The sequence below is a fragment of the Prolixibacter sp. NT017 genome (genome assembly GCF_009617875.1).
Lineage (GTDB): Bacteria > Bacteroidota > Bacteroidia > Bacteroidales > Prolixibacteraceae > Prolixibacter.
On the sequence record NZ_BLAV01000001.1, the window covers coordinates 2,851,498 to 2,875,778 of the forward strand.

Sequence of the window (24,281 nt, forward strand, 5' to 3'; positions counted from 1 at the left end):
AATTAAATGACAACAGAGGATATTAAAATCCTACCGTCAATCCCATAGATACCACTCGCTCCAAAGGATAATTGTATCCAGTTATACTACTGGCCGCACCATTGGCAGAAGTGTTGGCCCCCATCTCAGGATCAAAGTTTGTCATATCGGGAGCATAGGTCAGCAAATTGTATCCGCTTAAGTACACTCTTAACTTCTGAAGACCTGCCCGCTTAACCATTCTCGTAGGAAGCGTATAACCGATTTGAAGTGATTTCAAGCGCACATAATTCGTCTTATGCAACCAATAGGTATTTGGCAAAGTAGCCCAATACCAGTTTCCTCTGTTAAATGTTCTCGGACCGTTGGCTGTTGGATTGTCTGGTGTCCAGCGCGCATCAGCAAAACTTTGGAGATAATTACCAAATTGTCCGGCTTCAGAGAATATGTAGGCCACCCCACCGGTAGCTCCCTGAAGCAAGGCAGACATGTCAAATCCTTTGTAATTCAGATTGACACTTGTACCAAATGTAAATGGAGGAATATTGTTCTTGTATATTCTCACCTGATCGTCAGCATTGATTACGCCATCATGGTTGTAATCAACAAACTTAACATCGCCGGGCTGTGGCGTTGAACCAATCTCGTATTTTAGATTGTCGGCATTAATTTCAGCCTGATTGTGGTAGATTCCATCGGTAAGGTAATACAGCCCCGATCCCATTGGATGTCCGGTTGTTTGTTGCCATTTGGGAACACCGGCAGTTTCACCCCATTGTATTACTTTGTTTTTGGCATATCCTGCATTAAAGGTTACCGAGTAACTGAATTGATTTCTCGTTTTACTTCTGTAGGAAATTGAACCATCGACTCCCTGGTTGGACACTTTACCATAGTTTACACTCGGCAGGCTAAGTCCTGCAGAAGTCGGCACATTAGCACTTTGTGGCCACAAGATATTGCTTCGCTTGTAATAGAAGTAATCGGCTTCCATGCTCAACCTGTCATTTAAAAACCGGGCATCAAAGCCAATATTGGCCTGATTAGCTACTTCCCATGTGATATTTTTATTTGCCAAAACACTCTCATACAATGTTTTCATTTCCGTTAACGCTGAACCGGAATAGGTTACAAACGGGATGTTATAGGTCGTACCTGAATCATATGTCTTTCCGTATTGGTACCCCATCAGATATGACGTTAAGTACTGATATGCGTTAACCCGGTCGTTACCGGTTTGCCCGACAGAACCTCTTAGTTTGAAGTAATTAATGAAACTAAGATGGTCTTTCCAGAAGTTCTCCTGCGAAACTACCCAGCCCAAAGAAACGCTGGGGAAGAAACCAAAGCGATTGTTTTTGGGGAAAATGTAGGAACCATCGTACCGGCCAATCAGCTCAATCAAATATTTATTGGCAAAACTGTAGTTAAACCGGCCAAAATAACTTAACCGGGAATTTGTACTACCTGTTCCATCGGTTGTTTGGTAGGTTGTTCCTCCGGCAAAAAGCTCCTGAATGGCAGTCGAAAGAAATAGGTCTCTGTATGCACTGAAATTCTCTGTATTTCCTTTTGAAATCTGTGAACCCACCATCAATTTTAAATGGTGTTTTTCGGCAATTGTTGTCTGATAATTCAGTGTTCCATACGCCAGTTTATTGTAATCACTTCTAAAATATTCCTTCAGGCTTGGCGTATTATCATATCCACCTCCGTAGGTTTTGTAATTAAGAACCGGATCTCCATTCGTGTCTAAAGAGGTTCCGTCCCATGTATACAAATTAAACGGCTTGCTAAAGGTTTTGGTAAAGTCGAAACCCTGGTCATACGAAAGGTTTCCGCTAAATGACAGTCCTTTGACCCAGGGAATATTGATATCCAATTTCAGATTGGTGTTCAATTTATAATATTTATCCCTGCTGTACCCTGCCGCATCGGTACTGGTAACGACAGAGTTCCTGCCGCCTTCGATGGCAGGGCCAGGTTCTCCGTTAGGCCATACAGCAACAGAAGTTGGGTATGATTGTATCAGTCCCCGAAAAATATCATAGGCACCGTAAATCGGAAAGTTTTTGTCTTCCAAACGTCCGGCGACGTCAAATCCTATTTTAATGTCCTTTGTAACCTGACCGTCAATATTGCTTCTGAAGTCATATTGATTGTAGTATGTAGCGCTATTGTAATAGTTCCCATCCTGATGTTTCGTGCCGATAGAAACAAAATACCGCATGGCATCGGAGCCGCCTGAAAGAGAAACGTTATTGCTGCTTTGGGCGGACATCGGTTTGATTACTTTTTTAAACCAATCGGTGTTGGGATAATGCAACGGATCGGAACCATCTCTGAACTTTTGTATTTGATCAGAGGTGTAAACAGAATTCATTCCCAACGAATTATCATTATAATACGCAACTTCATTTAACAAGGTGGCATAAGTAGCTGCATCTGCCATCTTAGGAAGTTTTGTGGGCTGGTTAAACCCGTAATCAGCATTGAATGTCAGTTTGGGTTTTCCCAGCTTTCCTCTTTTGGTCGTAACCAGGATAACCCCATTAGCTGCTCTTGAACCATAGATAGCAGCAGAAGCATCTTTTAAAACCGTTATACTTGCAATGCTGTTTGGATCGATCCGGTCCAGACTTCTATCAGGGACACCGTCAACAACAACCAGCACGCTATTATCGTTAAAAGTGTTACTCCCCCTGATGCGTAATGTCGTACCATCATATCCAGGCTCACCACTACCTGTTACTGCTACTAATCCGGGTGCCCGGCCAGCTAAGCTGTTACTAACGTTGGTAACAGGTACTTTCACTACGTCATTGCTCTTCACGGTAGCAATGGATCCTGTCAGTGTTTCCTTTTTTTGCGTACCGTAACCAACAGCTACCACTTCCTGAAGCCCAACAGAAGATTCCTTCATGGAAACGTTGATTTCCTTTTTGTCTCCGACTGTCACACTCTGAGGAGCCATACCTACAAACGAAAACTCCAGAACACTCCCCTCGGGAACATTCGATAAGACATAGTTTCCGTCTGAATCCGTAATAGTTCCGGTAGTTGTTCCTTTGATAACAACGGTAACTCCGGGAAGAGGACCTCCCGAAGTATCTGTCACCTTACCTTTTATTGATTTCTTTTGTTGTGGCTGAGCCGGGGCCGATTGTTCTTTCCCCTTGACAGCCGGATTCAGTATGACTAGATTTTTATCGGTAATCACATAATCCACGCCTCTTTCCCCGAACAATTGTTTCAGGATACTTTGCACGGATTCTTTCCGAACATTGATATTCACTTTTCGATTGATATCGAGCCGTTCGTCCTGAACCAGGAACTTGAATTCGCTCTGGGCTTCAATCTGCTTCAGAACCTGCTCGATGCTCACATCATTCAGATTCAGTGTTAGTTTTGTCTCCTGTGAGTACACACTGGCAGATACTTGCAGTGTGGTAACGAAGATCAGAAAGGTAATAAGTCGCATAATACGCAACAGTTTTTTAAGGCAAGGGACTCCTAATCCCTCAACTTTCAGGTTTTTTTTCATAGATTTGAATGTTTGAATTATACTACTTAAAGCCTTTTTAACGAGGCTTTTTCAACCACCGGATGTGCCAGCATTCGGTGGTTTTTTGTTTCCATTGTTCTGTTGTTTTACTGATTAATTGTTTTCACATTAGTCATTTAAGGATTTATGTAGTTTCTGGTTGTTGCGAGTTATTGTATACAGGCTGTCTTTCTTCGAAAATTGCAGGCCGCTGGCAATGGAAATGGCATCCAATACTTCTTCAATATTTTCATTGCTGAATGTTCCGGTATAATGTACTTCTTCACCCAACTTCTCGGGTTCAAAGGATATCTTCACATTATATCTTCGCTCCAGCTTTCGGGAAAGATTTTCCAATGACTCATTGTGCATATACATCAGATTCTTCCGCCAGCCTGAATATTCATCCGGGTCCACATCTTTTTTGGAGAAGCTGGCATCAGCTTTATCATAGGTAATCAACTCCCCCGGTTCGACCATGTATTCGTCATACCCTGTTCTTTGGATGCTTATCTTTCCTTTCGCTAAACAGGTCTTGATAAATAGGTCGTTTTGGTAGGCAGACACATTAAAGTGGGTTCCGTACACTTTGATATTAAAGGGACCGACATTCACAACAAAAGGTTTCCTGCTGTGAGCGACTTCAAAATATCCTTCGCCTTTCAGCCTGACTGTCCGGTTCTTTTTGTTGAAGTCGCCAGAGTACTGAAGACTGGAACTGGAGTTTAACCAAACTTTGGTGCTGTCGGGGAGATATACAACCGATCGATTGCCCAACTGGGTGGCAAACATCACATTGCCAGAATTCTGGTTTCTCTCAGGAATACCTATAAAGTTTGATATTCCAAGCATCAATGCCAAACCTGCGGCTACACCCGAAAAACCAATCCAAATCTGCTGTCTTCTTCTTCGCTTCTTTTCCTGAATTTTTCGGGTCAGCTGCTGAAAGGATCGTCGGGCATCATATTTTTTGTAAGAGCGAACTGCTTTACTTTCCACCCAAATCTTTTGAATCTGGTTGAAAAGCTGACGATTTCCCTCCTCTTCCATCAAACTATCAAAACGTTCCTTCTCTTCAGCAGAAGCGCTTCCTGTCAGGACAGTATAAATTATTTCAAATGCTTCTTTCATATTTAAGTTCGCTCTCCGCCCGAACTTACTTAGTCAGTATTATTTAATCCTAACCGGCGAGATTCAATATATTGAGCAAATCGCATACATTCGAAAAACGCCCTGTTATTATGTAGGACAGTTGCCAAAAACAAAAGTCCTACATCTTTTTTTAGTTTTTTTGTGAAAATTCAGGATATACCAGTTCAACACAAGTTTTAATCAGCTTTAAAGCCTTTCCAATCTGTGCCTTAACGGTTTTAACAGAAATTTCCATTACACTGGCTATTTCTTGTTGTTTCAAATCTTCGAACCGACTTTTTTCAAAAACAGTCTTACAGCGGGGAGGTAGTTTTTCGATGCATTCGAACAGGTAATTTCGAAACTCTTCCAACTCCAAATCGATATCACTGATCAGCTCATTTTGATTACTCCGAAAAGCACCTGTGTGTTTCCTTCGGAGCATTTCAGCATTCAAACGATTTAAGCTCCGGTTTTTAACGGCTGTATACAGGTAACTCTTTATTGAACCGGTAAATTTGATTCGGGTTCTTTCTTCCCAAACTTTCGTAAAAAGCTCCTGAACAACGTCTTCTGCAATAAAATCATCCTGCAGACGGGAATTGGCAAAATTGCACAAGGGTGAGTAGTAACGTTCGAACAATAACCTGAACGCATCGAAGTCTCCGACACGTATCTTATTCATCAATTGAACATCAGTCAGGTCAAAGTGCATAGATGATATTTAGTTTAATTTGCACACAGTTGGTGAACGTCACCGCTGTCAACATAAACCATTAATATATAACCAGAAAGCACACTTTTCATGATTCCGGCTTTCGTCCCCTCAGTGTGCCAAAATCTCAAATTTACACTTTTATATCACTTATGAATCATTTAATCGTCAAATTTTTACCGACCAGTACCTACCAGTATGTGTTTTAAGAGCATAAAATCCGCTATTCTGCCCCTGCGTGAGCAAACAACTCAATGGCCCGGGCAATCTGTTCTGGTTTTCCGAGAACATAAGCGATGTCTCCTTCCAGGAAGGTAATATTGGCCGGCGGATGTTCGTGCAATTCTTCGCCTCTCTTTAGCGCCAGCAAAGTCACACCAAATGTGCGGCGAAACTGCACTTCTGCCAGGGATTGACCGATAAGCGGAGAGATCGGTTCTACCTTCAATGCAATGATCTCGAGGTTGGGAATCTCATTCAAAATATCGTGCTGCTTGGGTACAAACACTTCAGCTTTTTCACGAAAGATGCCATAATGGTCATCGCGAATCTGGGCGACGGTACTTCTTATCTCGTTGTCCGGAATGAGGTAGTGCTTCAGAACCCGCTGGAAAAGTTCTATAGCCGTTTCAAACTCCTCCGGAATGACCTGATCTGCGCCCAGGTGATACAATTCCTCCAAATCATCGACATAGCGGGTACGCACCAAAATCTTAGCGTGCGCGTTCAGTTGCCGGACTTTATCGATAACCGCCATGGCCGTAATCACATCGCCAATGGAAATAACAATTAAATCGGCCGTATCGATATGTGCTTTTCGCAAAATGGGCTCATTCACGGCATCTCCGTAAATCACCGTTTCACCAATCAATTGTCGCTGGCGGGCGACAGCCGGATCGAAAACGATGGCCACGTATGGTAGTTTCATATGACTAGCCATCCTCGACAAACTCAGCGCTCGTGAATCTTTCCCGATAACGATCATATGATTCTTCAAATGGGGAATTTCCATCTGCGGAAGCGGGAAAAGTCCATCCACCAGAAAACGGGGAATTGGCCACTTCAGCAACCACTCGCCTACCGGATGAGCCATTTGAAGCGTAAACGGTGACAGCGACATCGTGACTACGGCAACTGCCAAAAACAGTTGATAATAATAAGGAGAAAGAATTCCATAATCGACTCCTTCCTTTGCCAGAATAAACGAGAACTCTCCCACCTGACTCAGTGCTACTCCTACCATGATAACTCCCCGGAACGTGTGCCCCAGCAGAAATGCTGTAAAACCGGCCACTGTGAATTTCAAAATCAGCACCAGCAAAACCGTCAGTATAACAACCACATAATGATTCACTACAAAGTGCAGGTCGAGGAGCATGCCAATGGAGACGAAAAAGAAGCTGGTGAACATGTCTTTAAATGGAATCAGGTTGCCAAATGCCTGGTGGCTGTATTCGGATTCCGACACCATCAATCCCCCCAAAAAGGCGCCAAATGCCAAAGACAATCCCAGCCAGGATGAGAAGAGTGCAACCGACAGACAGATAAGCAGGATACTCATCAGGAACAGCTCCTGGTTGCGTGTCATTGCTACGGCATGTAGCAATTTCGGCATCAGCCATTTGTTGCCCAGATAAACCAATGCGATAATGAGAACCGCCTTAACCAGCAACAACAAAACATCGGAGCCAACATCCGTTCTCATTCCGGATAGCAGAGGTGTAAAAAGCAGCAACGGGACAAGAATGATGTCCTGAAAAATCAAAATACCAAGTACCGTCCGGCCGTAGTTTGACGATAACTCCGAACGTTCCTGCAAAACTTTCAGAACGACAGCTGTACTACTCAGGGCAACCAGGAAACCAACAAAAAGGGAGGCCCCCCACGACAGTTGGAAAGCCATCGCCACCAACATGGTAACGCCGGAAGTGACCAGTAACTGTAGAAATCCTCCGACAAACACAATCCGGCGAATGCGCAGCAAATGCTTCAGCGAGAATTCCATGCCAATGGTGAACATCAGCAAAACAATGCCGATTTCTGCCATCAGTTCGATTTCATGAACAGACGAGATGAGCGAAAAGAGATGAGGTCCAGCCAGCACGCCGGTGAGCAAATAGCCGATTATGGTTGGCACACGAATTTTCGTGAAGATGAAATTCACCACCGTGGAAAGTGTAAAAATGATGAGTATGTCTTTCAGAATTGAAATATCCATAACCCGCTATCGTTAAAACCGGCTTGTATATTCAATTTACTGCATTCCCGCGAGATGAACGTTATGGGAGACAAGATTTCTGCGCTGAGCAGAAGAGAACAAAGGGACTGTCCGAAAAACGGAAACAGTCCCTTTGTTTAGCCATTGACCGGGAAATGCTCGATCAGGCAATTTCTGACAAGATGGCTTTTTTGGATTTCACCCCGGTGATGCGCTTGTACTCTTTTCCATCCTTGAAAACAATCATCGTTGGGATGTTGCGGATATTGTATTTCTGAGCCAGTTGCTGCTGCTGATCCACATTCACCTTGGCAATGGTGAAACTGTTATTTTCCTCAGCGATTTCGTTCAGCGTAGGCGCAATCATTTTACAGGGACCACACCAGGGAGCCCAAAAGTCAACCAACACAGTGCCTTTCCGGACCACTGTCTTGAAATTTTTATTGTTCAGAATTTTAATCTTGCTGCTGGGAGGTACATTCTCCAGATTTTTCATCTTTTTAAAGCCATAAATCAAATAGGCAATAAACAATACAGCAATACCTCCACCAATGTAAAGTAACATCATTTTACCACATCTTTCTATCGACAGCGACGCTGTTGCATTCCTTCAGTAAACTACTGATAATAACAGCTTCGCCGCCGCTGGGATTATCACTAAATTCCCACAAATATAATACATATATAAAAACATCTATATTTTTATATATGAAAGATTTATTAAGTCGTGGGAAACTGAAGTTTTTAGCCTGTACAAACAACAAAACCGGGCAAGTGAAGTCAAAATAAATGCCCATTTATACTCTCCACTGTACCCGGTCGATTTCTGTTATCTAAATCTATACCTAAACTGACTCTGTAATATTCCAGACAAAAGCCCGAACGCCCACCTCTTCATTGATGGCATCCATGCTTTTTACTTTTTCCAACAGCTGTTCCACCTTTTCGTCGGGAACAACCGTCATGACCGCCGAATTCATTTCGGGCCAGGTGTGCGTTCCCAAATGAGGAGGTCCCGACACCGAGCCTCGTCCCCGAACGTCAGCCCACTGCGTGTATCCCCTGATTTCCAGGCGGTCGAGCATGTACTCCACCCGTTCGGTATTGGCCTGATTATAAACGATAAATACTGCTTTCACTTCGTATGTTTTTTAATTTGTTCCTTCAAAACACTCATTTTTCCGGTTAAACCGGGAAGACAAATACTGCAACTACTCAGCTTTCATCTTCCCGGATAAAGGTTAACCATATGAATCGTTGGACAAACTCACTGTTACTTACAGCGAATTATTTTTTATCCATGAAAATGAATTTCTTTCTTAACGCGGTTTTCTTATCCCGTTCTCCTTTTTTGGAAACCACGGCATAAAGTACCGGCACAATAATCATGGTAATGAAGGTCGAGAAGACCAAACCTCCGATAACCGAGATACCCATGGGGCGCCATATTTCCGCACCTTCACCGCCGCTGATAGCCATTGGCAACATCCCCAAAATGGTCGTCAGGGCAGTCATCAATACCGGACGCAGACGCGATTTACCAGCTACCCGGATGGCATCATACAATTCCATATCGCGGTCACGCATCAGGTTGGTGTAGTCGACCAGCACGATGGCGTTTTTCACCACAATACCAACCAGCAGAACCGCTCCGAGCGCCGCTACCAGATTCAAATCAGTTCCGGTAATTAGCAATGCCAGCACTACTCCCGCAAAGGAGAACGGAATGGAGAACATGATAATGAACGGCATTTTGAATGACTCGAACTGAGATGCCATCACCAGGAATACCAGAACCAAACTGAGCAGCAGAAGCAGTCCCAAATCGGTAAATGATTCCTGCTGATCTTCGTACGCCCCACCTACATCAATCATAATTCCGGTAGGAACATCCAGCTTATCGATCTTCTGCTGTATTTGTCCGGCCAACTGGCCCAGCGATGTTTTGTACGGCGTAACCGAAACTTTCACCACGCGCTCGCGCTGACGGTGCTCGATGTTCGGCGGCGACCAGTACTCTTCTACTTTACCAATCTCCTTCAGCTTAATGTATTTACCAGCCGGCGTCATGATGGAAATATTTTCCAGATCAGTAATCGAGCTGCGATACTTCGGCGAATAACGTACAATCACGTCGTACTCATCGCCCTGTTCACGATACTCGGTAGCCGTCAATCCTTCTACCCGGTTCCGAATCATCGCTGAAACCGAAGCGGTGCTCAAGCCATGCAAAGCCAGCTTATCGCGGTCGAGAACCACTTTCAGTTCAGGCTTCTCTTTGTCACGACTGATTTGCACATCGGATGCACCTTTGATTTCTTTTATCCCGCTGGCAATTTCATTCGCCAGGTGCGAAGTTGTATTGAAGTCGTAACCGTAGATGTAGACGTCCACCGTATTGGAAGCCTCCATCCCACTGGTAAATGTGAATGAATAGTTTTCCACTTCCGGAATTTCATCCAGCTGTTTACGGAGCGCCGCTGCAACTTCCCAGACGCTGCGATTCCGCTGGCTGGGTTTATCGAGCGCCATCATCATGTTAATGATGTTCGACCCGGTTTGATTGAACATGGAGATGAAACCACCGGAATCATCAGAACCGGTAGAGGTACTGATCAACTTCACTTCCGGAGCCTTCTTGTGAACAATCCCTTCCACTTCACGAGCTATCTTATCGGTCACCTCTACCCGTGTTCCCGACTGCAGTTCGATTTTCAACTGAATCCGGCTCTCATCGGTCTGTGGCATGAAGTCGGTTCCCAGGTTTTTCGCCAGGTACATCGAAGCCAGAAAGATGGTCAAAGCTCCCAGAAGTATCACTTTCTTATGGTGCAAACTCCACTTGATGGCTTTTTCATAACCCCGATCCAAAGCGTTGAGCGCACGGAGGAATGTATTGTCGTAACTGAAACGGGACGGCTTCTCTTTCTTCGGCTGCAGCTTCAGCAATTTCGAACTCAACATCGGCGTCAGTGTAATGGCGGCCACTGTTGATGTAACTACCGTGATGGTGACAATCCATCCCAGCTGGCGGAACATCACGCCAGTCATTCCCGAAACTAATGTCAGCGGGAAGAATACGGCCACAATCACCAGTGTGGTAACGATAACCGACAGCCACACCTCGTTGGTTGCGTAGATAGATGCCTCCCGCGGGCTGCTCTTTCGCTCGATGTGCGTAGATATATTTTCCAGGACCACGATGGCATCATCCACCACCATACCAATCGCAATGGAAAGCGACGAAAGTGAGATGACGTTGATGGAGTTCCCCGAAATGTAGAGATAGATAAACGCGACAATCAGCGATATGGGAATGGTGAGCGCGACAATAAATGTTGCCCGCCAACGTCCCAAAAAGGCCAGCACCACCAACACCACAAAGAGGAGCGCGAACATCAGCGTTTGCGAAAGGTTCGAAACCGAATCCTTGATAAAGTCGGACGAGTCGAAAATGGTTTCAATCTTCACGTCCGGAGGAAGTGTTTTCTCCAGTTCCGCCAAGTGTTTCTTGACTTCCCTCGCGACTTTCACCGTGTTGGCTCCCGACTGCTTCATGACGAACATCCGGAGTCCCCGTTGTCCGTTGATGCGTTCGTGAAGCCCTGTATCCTTCAGGGTATCTTTCACGGTAGCCACATCGCGCAGGTAAACCGGATGACCGTCGCTGGTGCCCACAATGATGTTGTTCAACTGACGACTATCGGTAAACTCACCTTCCACGCGAAGCTGGTAGTCCATTTTCCCCATTTTCACGTTACCGGAAGGCGTATTCTGGTTTTCCGCCCGGATAACATTACCAATCTGACCGATGGTCATGTGATAGGCATCTAACCTACTCGGATCCACGTTGACATAAATGACCCGGTTGGGCTGGCCGGCCAAACCAACCGAACCGATTCCATCGACCCGGTTGAGCGGGTTAATGATTTTCTCATCCAGTATTTTCTCCAATCCCGGATAACTCTCTTTCGCGTTCACTGCGTAAAAAAGCACCGGCATCATACTGGAATTAAACTTGAAAATAACCGGCTTTTCACAACCATCGGGCAACTGCTTCTCGATCAGGTCGAGAGCGTCGCGTATGTTATTAGATGCTTCGTCCAGGTTCGTTTCATACTGAAACTCAAGCGTTACTACCGAAAGGTTCTCGTATGATACCGACGAAATATCTTTCAGCCGGTCCACCGAGTTCATCCCATCTTCAATCACCTTCGAAACGTTCGTCTCGATATCTGAAGCACTGGCTCCCGGATAAGTGGTCATCACCGTGATGGCAGGAAACTCAATTTCCGGATATAAATCCACGGGTAAGTGCACCACCGAGTAGATTCCCATGACAATAATGGCCATGAAAATCATCAACGTCGTGATGGGGCGCTTCACCGCACTTTTATATATACTCATTGTTGTTGCTTTTTAATTGATTTCTGATTCAGGCAAACGGGATCACTTTACAACTTTGACTTCGTTGCCATCCACCAGGTTCGCCTGTCCTACCGTAATAATCTGGTCTCCGGTCTTCAACTCGTTCGAGAGCACTTCCATGTCGGCATCGAAACGCTCACCAATCTGAACATCAACACGCTTTGCTTTGCCGTTCACATATTTGAAGAGGTAGCGTTGGTTGGTTCCTTCCTGCTTCAATACAGCAATGGCCGGTACCAGTTTGGCCACATCAGTTCCCACATGAATAGACACTTTGCCATACATTCCGGGACGAATTTTCTCTCCAGGATTCGGAACCGTAATTTCTACCGTAAACGTTCTCGATGCCGGGTCAATAGCCGGATGAATGCGGAAAACTCTTCCTTCGAAAACCTTACCGGGATAAACATCCACCGTCACATCCACTTTCATTCCTTTGCGAATGCGGGGAAAATCCTTTTCCGTAACATTGATAATAGCTTTTAGTGGATTGAGCTGCATCAGCGTCACAATGGCTGCCTTGCCAACCGACGTGTTCGGTGAACCGGAATACATCTCGCCGTCTTCAAAGTACTTGTTGGTAATCACTCCGCTGAGCGGTGCCCTGAGTTCCGTATTTTGTTTCAGGAACTGCACGTTCTCTTTGGCTACGCGGTACTGTGTCGCCAGCTGGTCGTAACTTTGCTGAGTTACCGTACCCGTCTTCTGCAATGTGTCGAGACGACCAAAATCGGTCTTCAGGTTCTCGAGTTGCAATTCGGCCTGCTTCAACTGTGTGCGATCCATTTGCACCAGCAGTTGACCAGCTTTCACATGATCACCCACTTCCACATATATCTTCTCAATCCGGCCCGGACTGGCAGAGGTCAGGTAGTTTTCGTGGTAGGCCACAAACGAAGCTGTCTGGTTAATGGTACGGCTAACTTGCTGCGGCTCGAGAGACATGACCTTTACCGGCCGCACTTTCACGCTATCCTGCTTCACGTCGCCGGCCTTCTCACTGCCTTTATTTCCGCATCCGGCGGCAAAAAGTGTAGTAGCGGCCAACAACATGATTAGTTTTATTCTGAAATTCATGATTATCTGTTTAGGATTTATTTTATAGATCATTCAACAACTTTTCCCAGGCTACATATGCCTGAAGCAACTCCATGGTGGCTCCCACAAAATTGTTCTCAGCCTGTAAATAATTATCATTGGCCTGCAAACGCTCCAGACTCGATGCAACGCCATGCTCATATTTCAAATCGAAATTCCGGTTGACACGAAGAGCAACTTTCACATTCTGCTTCTGGCTGTTATACTTATCGAGCGCATTATGCAGGTTAAACCGCAACTGTTTTTCCTGAATCTTCAGCTGGTCTTCCAGTAAGTCCTTCTGGTTTTCGGTCTGTTCCAGGCTAATGTTCGCCTGACTCACTTTCGATTTTCGGAGTCCGCTGGAAAAAATCGGGATACTCAGGTTCAAACCGATGACATCTTTCGGCGATGCATCGAAGTTCGGTTTCAAAATCTTCTCGGTATGACTGTAGTAACTGCTCAGTGTCGGCAGGTAAGCCGACTTCTGTAGCGCCAGTTGCTTCTTCGACAATTCGACCTGCGTTTCCATCAACTGGTAATCCAGATTCCTCTGAACCGACATCGAGCTATCCATCAGTGCCGTGAAATTGATGCGGTCAATGATTCCGTCAAGCGTTTGCGTCAGTTGAATTTTTTCATCACCCGGAACTCCCAACTGAAACCGAAGCATGTTGTAAGCCATTTCTACCTGCCGGTCTGCCGAACGAACGCCATTTTCCAGAGTAGAAACAGAAACGGATAGTTGATCAACATCGGTCGATTCCGCCATCCCTACTTTTTCCATCTGCTTAGTCTTGGCTAATGTGCTGCGCATGTTCTCAAGGTTCTTCTTTAAGATATCGCGCGTTTGCTCACTAACCAGAATCAGGTAATAGCTATTGGCCACCTGCTCTTTGATGTCCTGTTTCGACTTCCGGTAATTGGTTTCCGACAACGACTTGTAAATTTTCGCCGTTTGCAGACCTACGAGATAACTTCCGCTAAAAAGCAACTGCGAAACCGTTGCCGATACGTTAGAAGTAGTTGCAAACGGGATTTTTGTAGGCGGGCTGTTCGGATCAAACTGAATGGTCATCGAGGCTCCCAAATAATTCGAATAGTCAGCCTTGGCATCAATCTGTGGCAAGCCCGATGCAATGGATTCCCACACTTTCTTCTGTGCCGCGTCTACATCAAGACTGGCATTCTTCACCTGCTTGTTGTAATCCAACGCGTGATCCTGTGCCTGTTTCAGCGTAAGCTGCAATTCTTCCGGCGGAAGTGCAAATGCCGTCGTCAGACCAGCAATCAGGAAAGTCGCAATCAACACTACTTTTCTCATACACTATCTATTTTACACTCTATATATTTCTGATTATTTATTCTTGAGGACTCCTTCAAAACTTTCCAGGTACTGGTCGATTAGTTTCCGGCCTTTGTCGGTACTGATTCCCCTGAGATAGGGCATAAACAAATGGAAGTGCCACTCTTTTACCGACCAGGAATCACTAATCACGTCGTTCTCCTGGGTGTTCTGGGCCAAATCGACCAGCTGCATCCAGACCGAAGCTACAATGTCCATGTTGATGTTCTTTTCAAAAACACCTTCTTCAGCGCCCTGCCTGAATAACTTCAGCATGAACTTTCTCGACTTCGCTGTGTAGTCACGTGTGACCAATGCCAGGATTTCAGGATAATGCTTCTTTAAATCACTGAAGAATCGCGGATTGATTTTCTGCATCACCTGGTGATTCTCTTTTCCAATCCGATACAGTGCATCAATCACATTTGGGGAGTTATTCACGATTTCGTTCAACGTTTTTCCATGAACCTCTCCTCCCGCAATGATGCCTTCTCTCAGTAATTCTGTTTTATCCTTGAAATTCTCATAAATGGTTCGCTTGGAAATGCCTAACTCGGTAGCAATCGCATCCATCGTCACACTCCGGATGCCATCCCTGGCAAACAACTCCATCGCTCCCATCATGATTCGTTCACGTACATTCATCTTTTCCGATTTTCTGCAAATATTGAAAACTATTACGGTTTATTTAGTTTTCTCAATGTGATCTAATCATTAAATTGAAAACTATATTGGTTTTTCTAGTTTTCACTTATGTATAGTGGTTGCTTCACAAATCTTATTGTTGTTTTCACAAAGAAAAGTGCCCGGTTATTTTCATAATTTAAATATGCTGCTAATTTTGTAAGGGTTAAGCGTAGCATGCTCAACCAATTAACTAATCATTTACCTAATCTGTTATGAAACTAAACACTCACTTGATCAAATCAGTGGGACTGCTGCTACTGGTATTCCTGCTATCCGGCCTTTCTTCCTGCAAGCAAACCCAAAAGAAACAGGAAAAATACATCGGCCTTCAGCTCTGGTCTGTTCGCGACCACATGAAAGATGACGTTAAGGGCACCATCGAAGCAGTTGGCAAAATCGGTTACAAGTTTATCGAGGCTGCCGGCTATGCCGATGGAAAATTCTACGGCATGGAGCCCACTGCATTTGCCGACCTTGTAAAAGCCAACGGCATGGATTTCCTTTCGTCGCACACCGGACAAGCAGTACCCGATTCAACAAACTGGGACGAAGTAATGGCCTGGTGGGACCAGTGTATTGCGGCACACAAAGCGGCCGGCGTGAAATATATCGTTCAGCCGTTTATGGATAACGTCGGTTACGAAAGCATTGAAGGCGTACAGCGCTATTGTGATTACTTTAATGCAGTTGGAGAAAAGTGTAACGCGGCCGGCATCCGCTTCGGTTACCACAACCACGACGCCGAATTCAAGGACATCGACGGGCAAATCATTTACGACTACATGCTCCAGCACACCGATCCGGCCAAGGTCTTCTTCGAAATGGACCTGTACTGGATTACCGAAGGGGGTAAAAACCCGGTGGACTACTTCAACCAGTATCCCGGACGATTCCTGATCTGGCACGTGAAAGACAAAACCGAGTTGGGCGGCGATGACAGCGTGATGGATTTCAAACCCATTTTTGCTGACGCCCAAACGGCCGGAATGAAATACATTGTGGTGGAAGTGGAAGAATATAATTACGATCCGCTGAAAAGCGTGGAGAAGAGTCTCAACTTCCTCAACAATGCACCGTATGTGAAATAGGTTGTTTATGAACTACATCCTGAGGGGAGATTCGCATGCCGGGTCTCCCTTCATTCTTGCTTGTTTCTGATTATCACCTACCGGGAAAAATAAAAGCTGTTCCGAAGTGCTGGCGCGGAATAGCTGTACAACATGTTCGACTGATTTCTGACCCGAATTTCCTATCTTCATCGGACAGAGTAAACCAAAAAATCAAACCATAATGAAGTCAGCTACCGCCCCTCACGTGAGCGTGATTTTCCGGGACGAAGATTTCTCCAATCAAACTTTTCGTTTCGAGGAATTTGAAGACTGTCTCTTCGAGAACTGTAATTTTTCGTCGTGCGATTTTACCCGCACTGTATTTCTGAATTGCCGGTTCGAAAACTGCGACCTGAGCAGCAGCCGTTTTCAGCAGTCCAATCTCGAAGGCGTTATTTTCGACGGCTGTCGTTTAATCGGTATCGATTTCACCATGATAAGCCGCGTGAGGCTTGATATGACTTTCAACGATTCCGAGCTGGAGATGTGCAACTTTACCGGCCTTTCCCTCGAAGAAACGTCTTTCGAAAGGTGCCGTATCGATGAGTGCGAGTTTGTGGAAACTATTTTGAAAAAGGCTAAATTCAGGGAAACCGACCTGACCGGAACCTTCTTCCGGCAATGCGACCTGACGGAAGCCGATTTTCGCGGAGCCAAAAACTATCGCTTTAATCCGTGGGAGAACCGCATGACCAATGCCCGCTTCTCTACACCGGAAGTACTGTCGTTTCTGTCGCCCCTGCAGATTCTGGTCGATTGATAAGACGGCATCTTTTCTGACTGAAAATCAAATTTAACTGGTTAGCTTCTTTTTTGTAACTTGTGGATTGTTACATCTATAAAAGACTAAACCATGTCACATATCCTCATTATGCTGGCCCTTTTGTTCCAGGGACAACCGGCCGCCAAGACATTCAAGACCGATACATTTCAAACCGATAAAGGAAACCTCGCCATTACATTCATCGGGCACGGAACCCTGATGATGATGTGGGACGGGAAGGTTATACACATTGACCCGGTTAGCCGCGAAGCCGATTATTCGAAGCTTCCGAAAGCCGACCTGATTTTAGTTACGCACGAGCACGGTGATCATCTCGATCCGGCCACCATTGCGCAACTCCGGAAAGAAAATACACAGGTCGTTGTCAGCAAAAGTTGTGAAGGGAAAGTACCTGACGAGACCGTTCTTTCTAATGGGCAAAGTATAACAGCCGATGGCATTCATGTGGAAGCGGTACCGGCCTATAACCTGGTGCACAAACGCTCCAACGGACAACCCTTTCACCCGAAAGGGGACGGTAACGGCTATGTGCTGACCATGGGAGGCAAACGTATTTACATTGCCGGCGATACGGAGAATATTCCCGAAATGAAGAACCTGAAAAATATCGATATCGCTTTCCTTCCGATGAACCTGCCCTATACGATGACGCCGGAACAAGCGGCTGAGGCTGCCCGCAGCTTTATGCCAAAGATTCTTTACCCCTATCACTTCGGGCAAACCGATCCGCAAAAGCTCGTGAAGCTGCTAAAAGGCGCGTCCATCGATGTTCGGGTGAGGAAATTGGAATAGCTATTCGCAACCTGTTCCGTTCAAATATTTTCCAACCGGCTAAAGCTGCAGAAGATAAAATTCTGAATGCTGTGCGACGGCGTCATGTGGTCGACGGTGATGCAACGGATTTTCCGGAAGAAGTTTTTCAACCGATCGCTCATCTTCTCTTCGGAATACTGTTCCACTTCGATGCCGCTGCAATGGTCGGGCCCTTGTTCGGAGAAGGTTCCGATAACGAGGTAACCTCCCGGTGTAATATTTGATTGAACGCAGCTCAGGTAGTTGTTGATTTCCTTCTCCTCAGTCAGGAAGTGAAAGGCAGCCCGGTCGTGCCAGAAGTCGTATTTCTCCATGGGCTGAAAACAAGCCGCATCCGCTTCAATCCACTTGACTTTACCGGCATCAGCTCCCAGTCGTTGTCTGGCTTTTTCGATGGCTTTCGCCGAAATGTCGAGAACGGTAATGTCAGTGTAACCAAGTCTCAGCAAATGATCAACGAAGAAACTGTCGCCTCCCCCAATGTCGATGATCTTTGCATTGAACGGCAGATTAAACTGCCGGACGAAATCGAGTGATGTAACCGGCACCGATTGGTACCAGCTCACCTCGTCGGTAGTCTTCTCCTGATAGATGTGGTTCCAGTGCGCTTTTCGTTCGAGTGTTTCCATGTCTCCTGATTGATTTGTAGTAAGGGTGGTATTCCTGAAACTTCTTCCGGTCATCTTTCCGGAAATCAAGCATTTTTCTATCACATTCCTTAAAGTTAAAAATTTATCTATCTGTGAATAATCAACAAGGTCAATTCATAACCACTCTATATATCCACAGGAATAAACTTATGTTTTATTTACATCGTTTTTTTGAATCCTGAAACGGGTTATCCCGTATAATCCGGCAGTCGACCTTTACCATACCTGGCCGAATAACCAAACTCAGCCTGACATCTTTTCGTCATGCTTGAACCAACTCACCGGTTTGCTGTTGATCGGCAGGGGTACCGGAAGGCACCCTTACCATTGACAAAAAGACATGGACAGAGACCAAATAGCAAATAAAAATAATCCGCTGAAAATCAATCAGAGTAACCCGGGGAAGGTGGTATTGCTCCTGTTGCCTATCCTGATTCTCGGTGTGATCAGTTATTGGGTTACCGACAAGAATCCGCAGGAAACAGTCAAACAGAAGAATTTAATTCCGGTAGGCAAATCGGCCCAGGCATCGATTGCGAAAGGTTTTGCACCGACCATCAGCAATCCGACGACTCCGCCCGGAACAGCTCCCGATGGAATGGTGTGGGTTCCCGGCGGAACGTTCTCGATGGGTGCGACCGATCCAACCACGTTACAGGATGGCGGACAAGAGCCCATGAATGATGCGCGTCCAGTTCACCGCGTTTACGTGGATGGCTTCTGGATGGACCAAACGGAGGTTACCAATGCCGAATTCCGCAAATTCGTTGAAGCGACGGGTTACGTTACCACAGCCGAAAAGAAACCGACGCCGGAAGATTTACCCGGTGTTCCGGCCGATCAACTCGTAGCTGGATCAATTGTCTTCTTCCCTCCGCAACAGCAAGTGCAGTTAAGTGATTATCGCCAGTGGTGGCGGTTCGTTCCCGGTGCCAACTGGAAACATCCTTTCGGTCCCGGAAGCGATATCAAGGGAGAAGACAACTATCCGGTGGTGCATGTGACCTATGCCGATGCGGAAGCTTACGCGAAATGGGCCGGTAAGCGACTGCCCACGGAAGCGGAATGGGAATTTGCCGCCCGCGGGGGATTGTCCGGGAAACCGTATGTATGGGGCGACCAATTGACGCCCAACGGCAAATGGATGGCCAACATTTTCGAAGGACATTTCCCCGAATCCGACGATGCAGCCGACGGGTACGCCGGTATTGCACCGGTAGCGCAGTATCCGGCGAACGGTTACGGGCTGTACGACATGGCGGGCAATGTGTGGGAATGGTGCCACGACTGGTACCGCGCCGATTATTACCGCCAACTGGCGATGACCAACGATATAACGAACAATCCGCAGGGGCCGGACACCTCGGACGACCCGAACGAGCCCGGTTTGCAGAAACGGGTGCAGCGGGGCGGTTCATTTCTTTGCACGAATCAATATTGTACACGATATATGGTGGGTACCCGCGGAAAAGGAGAGATTAGTTCCAGTACCAACCACATCGGATTCCGGTGCATCAAATCACCTGGTACCCAATCCCCCTAGGGAAAGGTACGAAACACCGGAAACAGGCCTGTAACGAGCATCAGGCCTGCCGAGCCGGAGAGTATGTCTTTGACATGTCTCCGGTTTTTTCTTGCTACCTTTCCGGCTAACATCCTTTTATCGACAATACCATCCGGGAAACCGGTATTATTGAATATTGTCGTTCGAATATGTATCTTCCTCCCCGATTACTTAATACCTAAAACCAGAATTCATGCAGGAAGCCTATTCCTTCGGCCTGCTGGCCCTGACTTCGTTCTTCACCCTCTTTAACCCGTTGGGAACGATGCCCATCTTCATATCGATGACATCGGAACTTGATGAAGCTAAAAGACGAAAAACCGCCCGAAAAGCGGTCATTGTTGCATTTGCTACCACGCTCCTGTTTGCTTTTTCGGGGCAGCTACTCTTCCGGTTCTTCGGTATTTCCGTGAATAGTTTCCGGATTGTCGGAGGGATTATCTTCTTCCTGATGGGACAAGACATGTTACAGGCACGGCTCGGCAAGATTAAGTTAAGTGAAAAAGAGGCGGAAATAAACGCCTATGTAAATGATATTTCCATTACTCCGCTGGCGATTCCGATGATTTGCGGACCGGGAGCCATCACCAACAGCATCGTATTGATGGAAGATGCCAACACCTTCATGAAAAAACTCCTGCTTGTCGCATCGATTGCTGTGATACTGGGAATCACTTACCTCATTTTGATTAGCGGAGCGACAATATCGAAAAAGCTGGGCGAAACCGGCAACAAGGTGCTGATGCGCCTGATGGGACTTATCGTGATGGTGATTGCCGTGGAATTCTTCTTCAGCGGACTGAAACCCATTGTTCAGGACATGATCAAATAAAATGCTGACTTATCCCGCTCCTGCGGAAAACGAAAAATCCCCTGAAGAGACTGTTGGCCAGTCCTCAGGGGATCGTCAGCGTTCGTTGGGATTAGGTATATCGATGGTTACTAATCACTTTCTTATTGAATCCGGCTACGCATTTTTGAACGCACTCTTGCCCGCAAAGGCAGCACAGCTGACCAGTTCTTCCTCAATGCGCATCAACTGGTTGAACTTCTCGATGCGTTCGCCACGGCAGCCGCTGCCCGTTTTCAGGTGACCGGCATTCACGGCAACGGTCAGATCGGCAATAAACGTGTCGACGGTTTCGCCGCTGCGGTGCGATACAAATGCATTGTAGCCGTTTTTGTACGCCAACTCAATTGTTTCGAGCGTTTCGGTTACCGTACCAATCTGGTTCAGCTTGATGAGGATGGAGTTCGCCACTTCCTTCTCAATGCCTTCCGCCAGGATAGCTTTGTTTGTACAGAAGAGGTCATCTCCCACCAGCTCGATGCGGCTGCCCAGTGTTTGGGTGAGATTCTTCCAGCCTTCCCAGTCGTTCTCAGCCAGGCCGTCTTCCAGTAACACAATCGGATACTGGTGTGCCCAGCTGTCCCACTGTTTCACCATGTCGTCGCTCGTGATAAGCTCGTTGGTGCTTTTGAAGAGGCGGTATTTACCATCTTCCCACAACTCGCTCGACGCCGGGTCGAGGCAGATGCTCACGTCGTCGCCGGGCTGGTAGCCGGCTTTCGTGATTCCCTCGAGGATGACTTCCACCGCTTCTTCGTTGGATTTCAAATCGGGAGCAAATCCACCTTCATCGCCCACGCCGGTGCTGTATCCTTTCTTCTTCAGCACCTCTTTCAGTGCATGAAACACTTCGGCGCCCATCCGGATGGATTCCCGGAAGGAAGTAGCGCCGTGCGGCGCAATCATGAATTCCTGGAAATCGACATTGTTGTCGGCGTGGCGGCCACCGTTGATGACGTTCATACACGGAACGGGCATCAGGTAGGCGTTGCTGCCACCCAGGTAACGGTAGAGCGGCGTGTTGGTCGCGGTAGCCATGGCGCGGGCAAAGGCCATCGACACTCCGAGGATGCCGTTCGCTCCCAGGTTCGATTTGTTCGCCGTTCCGTCCAGCTCGAGGAGCAGCAGGTCGAGTTCGCGCTGGCTGCCGAAACAACGGCCAACCGTTTTATTCGCGATAATGGTGTTCACATTCTCAACGGCTTTCAATACCCCTTTCCCGCCGTAGCGTTTCGGGTCGCCGTCGCGCATTTCGAAAGCTTCACGCTCGCCGGTGGAAGCACCGCTGGGCACCATCGCCCGTCCGGTTGTTCCGTCTTCCAGTTTCAAATCGACTTCAACAGTCGGGTTTCCCCGCGAATCGAGGATTTCCATTGCTCTTAGCTTAGCAATCTTCATATCATCAAGGTTTAAAAATAAAACTCCCGTTTCTGCCCGGCTTTGTTCAGCAACACCGTCACCTCTTCCACTGTTACCAGGCAACCGTAGCGCATGGTCTCCAGGTCGCTTTTGATGGTTTCGTAAAATGCCATCACCTTCTCTTCCTCATCGATAATTTCCACGATGGTGGGAAGCTTTTCAGCCACCTCCCAGAATTTGTACGAGTGAATTACCGAACTGGCCCCGAAGCCCATCACGCCTTTCACGACGGTGGAGCCTGCCAACCCGGCTTTTTTTGCTTTGAATACCAGCGATTCGTACAGACTATCGTTGCCCAGCTTATCGGTAGAGCCGATGAAAATCCGTAACAGTAGTGTCTTGTTTGATTTTTCCATCTTATACCAGTTTTATCGTCATTCGTCCGATGTACACCGCCACCAACCCCAGGGTGAAGCTCAGTGACGCATATATGATAAACCGAAGCCACTCGCGGCTTTGGAGTAGTAGAAAGGCATCGTCGGTGAGTGCCGGGAAAGTGGTAAATCCGCCGCAGATGCCCACTGTCAGAAAAATGCAAAACTCCGCCGACAGCCAATCTCCTTTCCCGGTTAAACCGAAAATAAAGCCTGTCAGAAGGCTGCCAGGAATTATTCACAAAAAACGTCCCCCCAGGGAAAGACCGTTGGGGTGTGATTTTGAATGTAGCGGGAGATGGCGAACCGGAAAGCTGTTCCGACAAACCCTCCCATGCCTGCAATCATTAGTGACTTCACCATACAATTGAAATTTAGGGTTCAAATTTCATATCGCAGAAGTCATTAGCCTTTGGGAGGCGGTTAATGGCAGACTTCATTGCCCATATCAAATGTACGGATTAATCGGGCTGGTTATCCTACCGGTAGCTTTCATTAACAACTTTTATGATTAGAAAACGTCCCGAAAGGAGGAAACAACCGGGCGGCTATCACCCGATTCGGGTAAACAAGAAAAAAAGGTGAAGCACACCGGTTCTCAAAACAAGAGCCGGGCACTTCACCTGATATCTTTAATTGATGGCTGTTGGAAATGTTGGAGAAGTAACACTTACGGAGTAAAGAGCCCTTTGCGACATTTCTGCTACAACTACAATATTTGATTCCCTACGGGCAATTCGGTTTATTATTGAATGGGCGTTTCATTATTAGGATCGAATAGTTCACGCAAAGGCCGCAGACTGTAACCACCCCAACCCCCTGAAGGGGCTTCAGGACTGTGACTAACTATTGCAACAGTACTTTTTATGAGCCATTTGACAGGAATAGCGGTAATATCAAAACGGTAACTCGTGGCACAGGAAAAAACGCACCGACCCAAAGTTCCCTTCAGCATCCCGGAACGAAAAAGGATGTCATCCCTCGGAGGGATGACATCCTTATGTGTTACTTGCTTTTGTTTTCTTCCGTTTATTACTCCTCCCTGATCAGGTAGAGCTTGTTGTCTTCCACCTTGTAATACATGGGCGCAACGGTGATTTTCGGGTAGCGGTTCCGCAGACGTTTGACTTCAGATAATACGAAATCGATTTCGTTGCCAATCTCGAAAAGCGGGGCAAACTGATTGAAATGCTCTTCGGCGAAAGTCCGTTCCCATCCGGCCGAATCGACCAGACCGCCAATAAACTTCTCTTTTTTCGAGGCCAGGTTCACCATCCCGCAGTTGCTGTGCCCGATGATGGCAATGTGCTTCACATTTCCTATCGCGATAGCAAACGATACTTTGAACTCGCTGTGGCGGAGATTGGCACCACCCGCCCTGATGATGTATGAAAAATTATCGGGGATGTGCAGGTGTTTGCGGTGGTCCATGCACATACCGACCAACAACTGAGCTGCCTCATAGGAGTCGAAATCCCGGTCGAGATCGTGGTACTCCAGCAGGTCACCAATGGGCGTATCCCGGTACTCCGGGAAAATGTCATCTTTCGTTTTAATTGCTACAAGTCTGTTCATAGTTCTCGCTTCATTTCCG

20 protein-coding genes and 1 riboswitch are annotated in these 24,281 nt (G+C 46.6%); of the genes, 5 read left to right on the forward strand and 15 right to left on the reverse strand.

Features of this window, described 5'->3' with window-relative positions; genetic code table 11:
• Positions 1-22: 22 nt before the first annotated feature.
• From GJU87_RS11730 to GJU87_RS11775, 10 genes are all read right to left on the reverse strand, one after another.
• A complete protein-coding gene (locus tag GJU87_RS11730; RefSeq protein ID WP_228491968.1) occupies positions 23-3,523 on the reverse strand; it encodes a TonB-dependent receptor in 3,501 nt (1,166 codons plus the stop codon).
• Between the two features lie 129 nt (positions 3,524-3,652).
• Positions 3,653-4,654, reverse strand: a complete 1,002-nt coding sequence (locus GJU87_RS11735) for a FecR family protein (RefSeq protein ID WP_153639698.1) — start codon at positions 4,652-4,654, stop codon at positions 3,653-3,655.
• A gap of 151 nt (positions 4,655-4,805) precedes the next feature.
• Positions 4,806-5,369 (reverse strand): RNA polymerase sigma-70 factor, encoded by a 564-nt coding sequence (locus GJU87_RS11740; protein ID WP_153639699.1) that lies wholly within the window; start codon positions 5,367-5,369, stop codon positions 4,806-4,808.
• A 223-nt stretch (positions 5,370-5,592) separates the two neighbouring features.
• Positions 5,593-7,587, reverse strand: a complete 1,995-nt coding sequence (locus GJU87_RS11745; protein ID WP_153639700.1) for a monovalent cation:proton antiporter family protein — start codon at positions 7,585-7,587, stop codon at positions 5,593-5,595.
• A 163-nt stretch (positions 7,588-7,750) separates the two neighbouring features.
• Positions 7,751-8,155 carry a thioredoxin gene (gene trxA / locus GJU87_RS21605; protein ID WP_308788943.1) on the reverse strand — a complete coding sequence of 135 codons (405 nt, stop codon included), beginning with the start codon at positions 8,153-8,155 and terminating at the stop codon, positions 7,751-7,753.
• A gap of 277 nt (positions 8,156-8,432) precedes the next feature.
• A complete protein-coding gene (locus GJU87_RS11755) occupies positions 8,433-8,726 on the reverse strand; it encodes a PG0541 family transporter-associated protein (protein ID WP_153639701.1) in 294 nt (97 codons plus the stop codon).
• Between the two features lie 148 nt (positions 8,727-8,874).
• Complete coding sequence (locus GJU87_RS11760) at positions 8,875-11,994, reverse strand: efflux RND transporter permease subunit (RefSeq protein WP_153639702.1); 3,120 nt, start codon at positions 11,992-11,994, stop codon at positions 8,875-8,877.
• A gap of 42 nt (positions 11,995-12,036) precedes the next feature.
• Positions 12,037-13,092: an efflux RND transporter periplasmic adaptor subunit gene (locus GJU87_RS11765; RefSeq protein ID WP_194831519.1), complete on the reverse strand. Its 1,056-nt coding sequence runs from the start codon at positions 13,090-13,092 to the stop codon at positions 12,037-12,039.
• 22 nt (positions 13,093-13,114) lie between these two features.
• Entirely contained in the window at positions 13,115-14,416 is a 1,302-nt protein-coding gene (locus GJU87_RS11770; RefSeq protein ID WP_153639704.1) for a TolC family protein, read from the reverse strand.
• 33 nt (positions 14,417-14,449) lie between these two features.
• Positions 14,450-15,082, reverse strand: coding sequence for a TetR/AcrR family transcriptional regulator (locus GJU87_RS11775; protein WP_153639705.1), 633 nt, complete (start codon positions 15,080-15,082; stop codon positions 14,450-14,452).
• A gap of 254 nt (positions 15,083-15,336) precedes the next feature.
• On the opposite strand from GJU87_RS11775, the gene GJU87_RS11780 reads away from it, so the two are divergent.
• From GJU87_RS11780 to GJU87_RS11790, 3 genes are all read left to right on the forward strand, one after another.
• Positions 15,337-16,212, forward strand: coding sequence for a sugar phosphate isomerase/epimerase (locus tag GJU87_RS11780; protein ID WP_228491969.1), 876 nt, complete (start codon positions 15,337-15,339; stop codon positions 16,210-16,212).
• Between the two features lie 202 nt (positions 16,213-16,414).
• A complete protein-coding gene (locus GJU87_RS11785) occupies positions 16,415-16,993 on the forward strand; it encodes a pentapeptide repeat-containing protein (RefSeq protein WP_153639706.1) in 579 nt (192 codons plus the stop codon).
• Between the two features lie 93 nt (positions 16,994-17,086).
• The gene (locus GJU87_RS11790) at positions 17,087-17,809 is read left to right on the forward strand and encodes an MBL fold metallo-hydrolase (RefSeq protein ID WP_153639707.1); all 723 of its coding nucleotides are present in this window, start codon (positions 17,087-17,089) and stop codon (positions 17,807-17,809) included.
• 20 nt (positions 17,810-17,829) lie between these two features.
• On the opposite strand, the gene GJU87_RS11795 is transcribed toward GJU87_RS11790, so the two are convergent.
• Positions 17,830-18,543, reverse strand: a complete 714-nt coding sequence (locus tag GJU87_RS11795; protein ID WP_228491970.1) for a trans-aconitate 2-methyltransferase — start codon at positions 18,541-18,543, stop codon at positions 17,830-17,832.
• A gap of 277 nt (positions 18,544-18,820) precedes the next feature.
• On the opposite strand from GJU87_RS11795, the gene GJU87_RS11800 reads away from it, so the two are divergent.
• Both GJU87_RS11800 and GJU87_RS11805 read left to right on the forward strand, forming a co-directional pair.
• The gene (locus GJU87_RS11800; protein ID WP_153639708.1) at positions 18,821-20,023 is read left to right on the forward strand and encodes a formylglycine-generating enzyme family protein; all 1,203 of its coding nucleotides are present in this window, start codon (positions 18,821-18,823) and stop codon (positions 20,021-20,023) included.
• A gap of 214 nt (positions 20,024-20,237) precedes the next feature.
• A complete protein-coding gene (locus GJU87_RS11805; protein WP_153639709.1) occupies positions 20,238-20,876 on the forward strand; it encodes a MarC family protein in 639 nt (212 codons plus the stop codon).
• A gap of 135 nt (positions 20,877-21,011) precedes the next feature.
• Here GJU87_RS11805 and eno read toward each other — a convergent pair whose 3' ends face one another.
• From eno to GJU87_RS11825, 4 genes are all read right to left on the reverse strand, one after another.
• A complete protein-coding gene (gene eno / locus GJU87_RS11810; RefSeq protein WP_153639710.1) occupies positions 21,012-22,292 on the reverse strand; it encodes a phosphopyruvate hydratase in 1,281 nt (426 codons plus the stop codon).
• A gap of 11 nt (positions 22,293-22,303) precedes the next feature.
• The gene (locus tag GJU87_RS11815; protein WP_153639711.1) at positions 22,304-22,669 is read right to left on the reverse strand and encodes a DUF190 domain-containing protein; all 366 of its coding nucleotides are present in this window, start codon (positions 22,667-22,669) and stop codon (positions 22,304-22,306) included.
• Position 22,670: 1 nt separating this feature from the next.
• Positions 22,671-22,925 carry a CrcB family protein gene (locus GJU87_RS11820; protein WP_308788954.1) on the reverse strand — a complete coding sequence of 85 codons (255 nt, stop codon included), beginning with the start codon at positions 22,923-22,925 and terminating at the stop codon, positions 22,671-22,673.
• Positions 22,926-23,076: 151 nt separating this feature from the next.
• Positions 23,077-23,140: riboswitch (Fluoride riboswitch) on the reverse strand.
• A 579-nt stretch (positions 23,141-23,719) separates the two neighbouring features.
• Entirely contained in the window at positions 23,720-24,262 is a 543-nt protein-coding gene (locus tag GJU87_RS11825) for a carbonic anhydrase (protein ID WP_153639712.1), read from the reverse strand.
• Positions 24,263-24,281 lie beyond the last annotated feature (19 nt).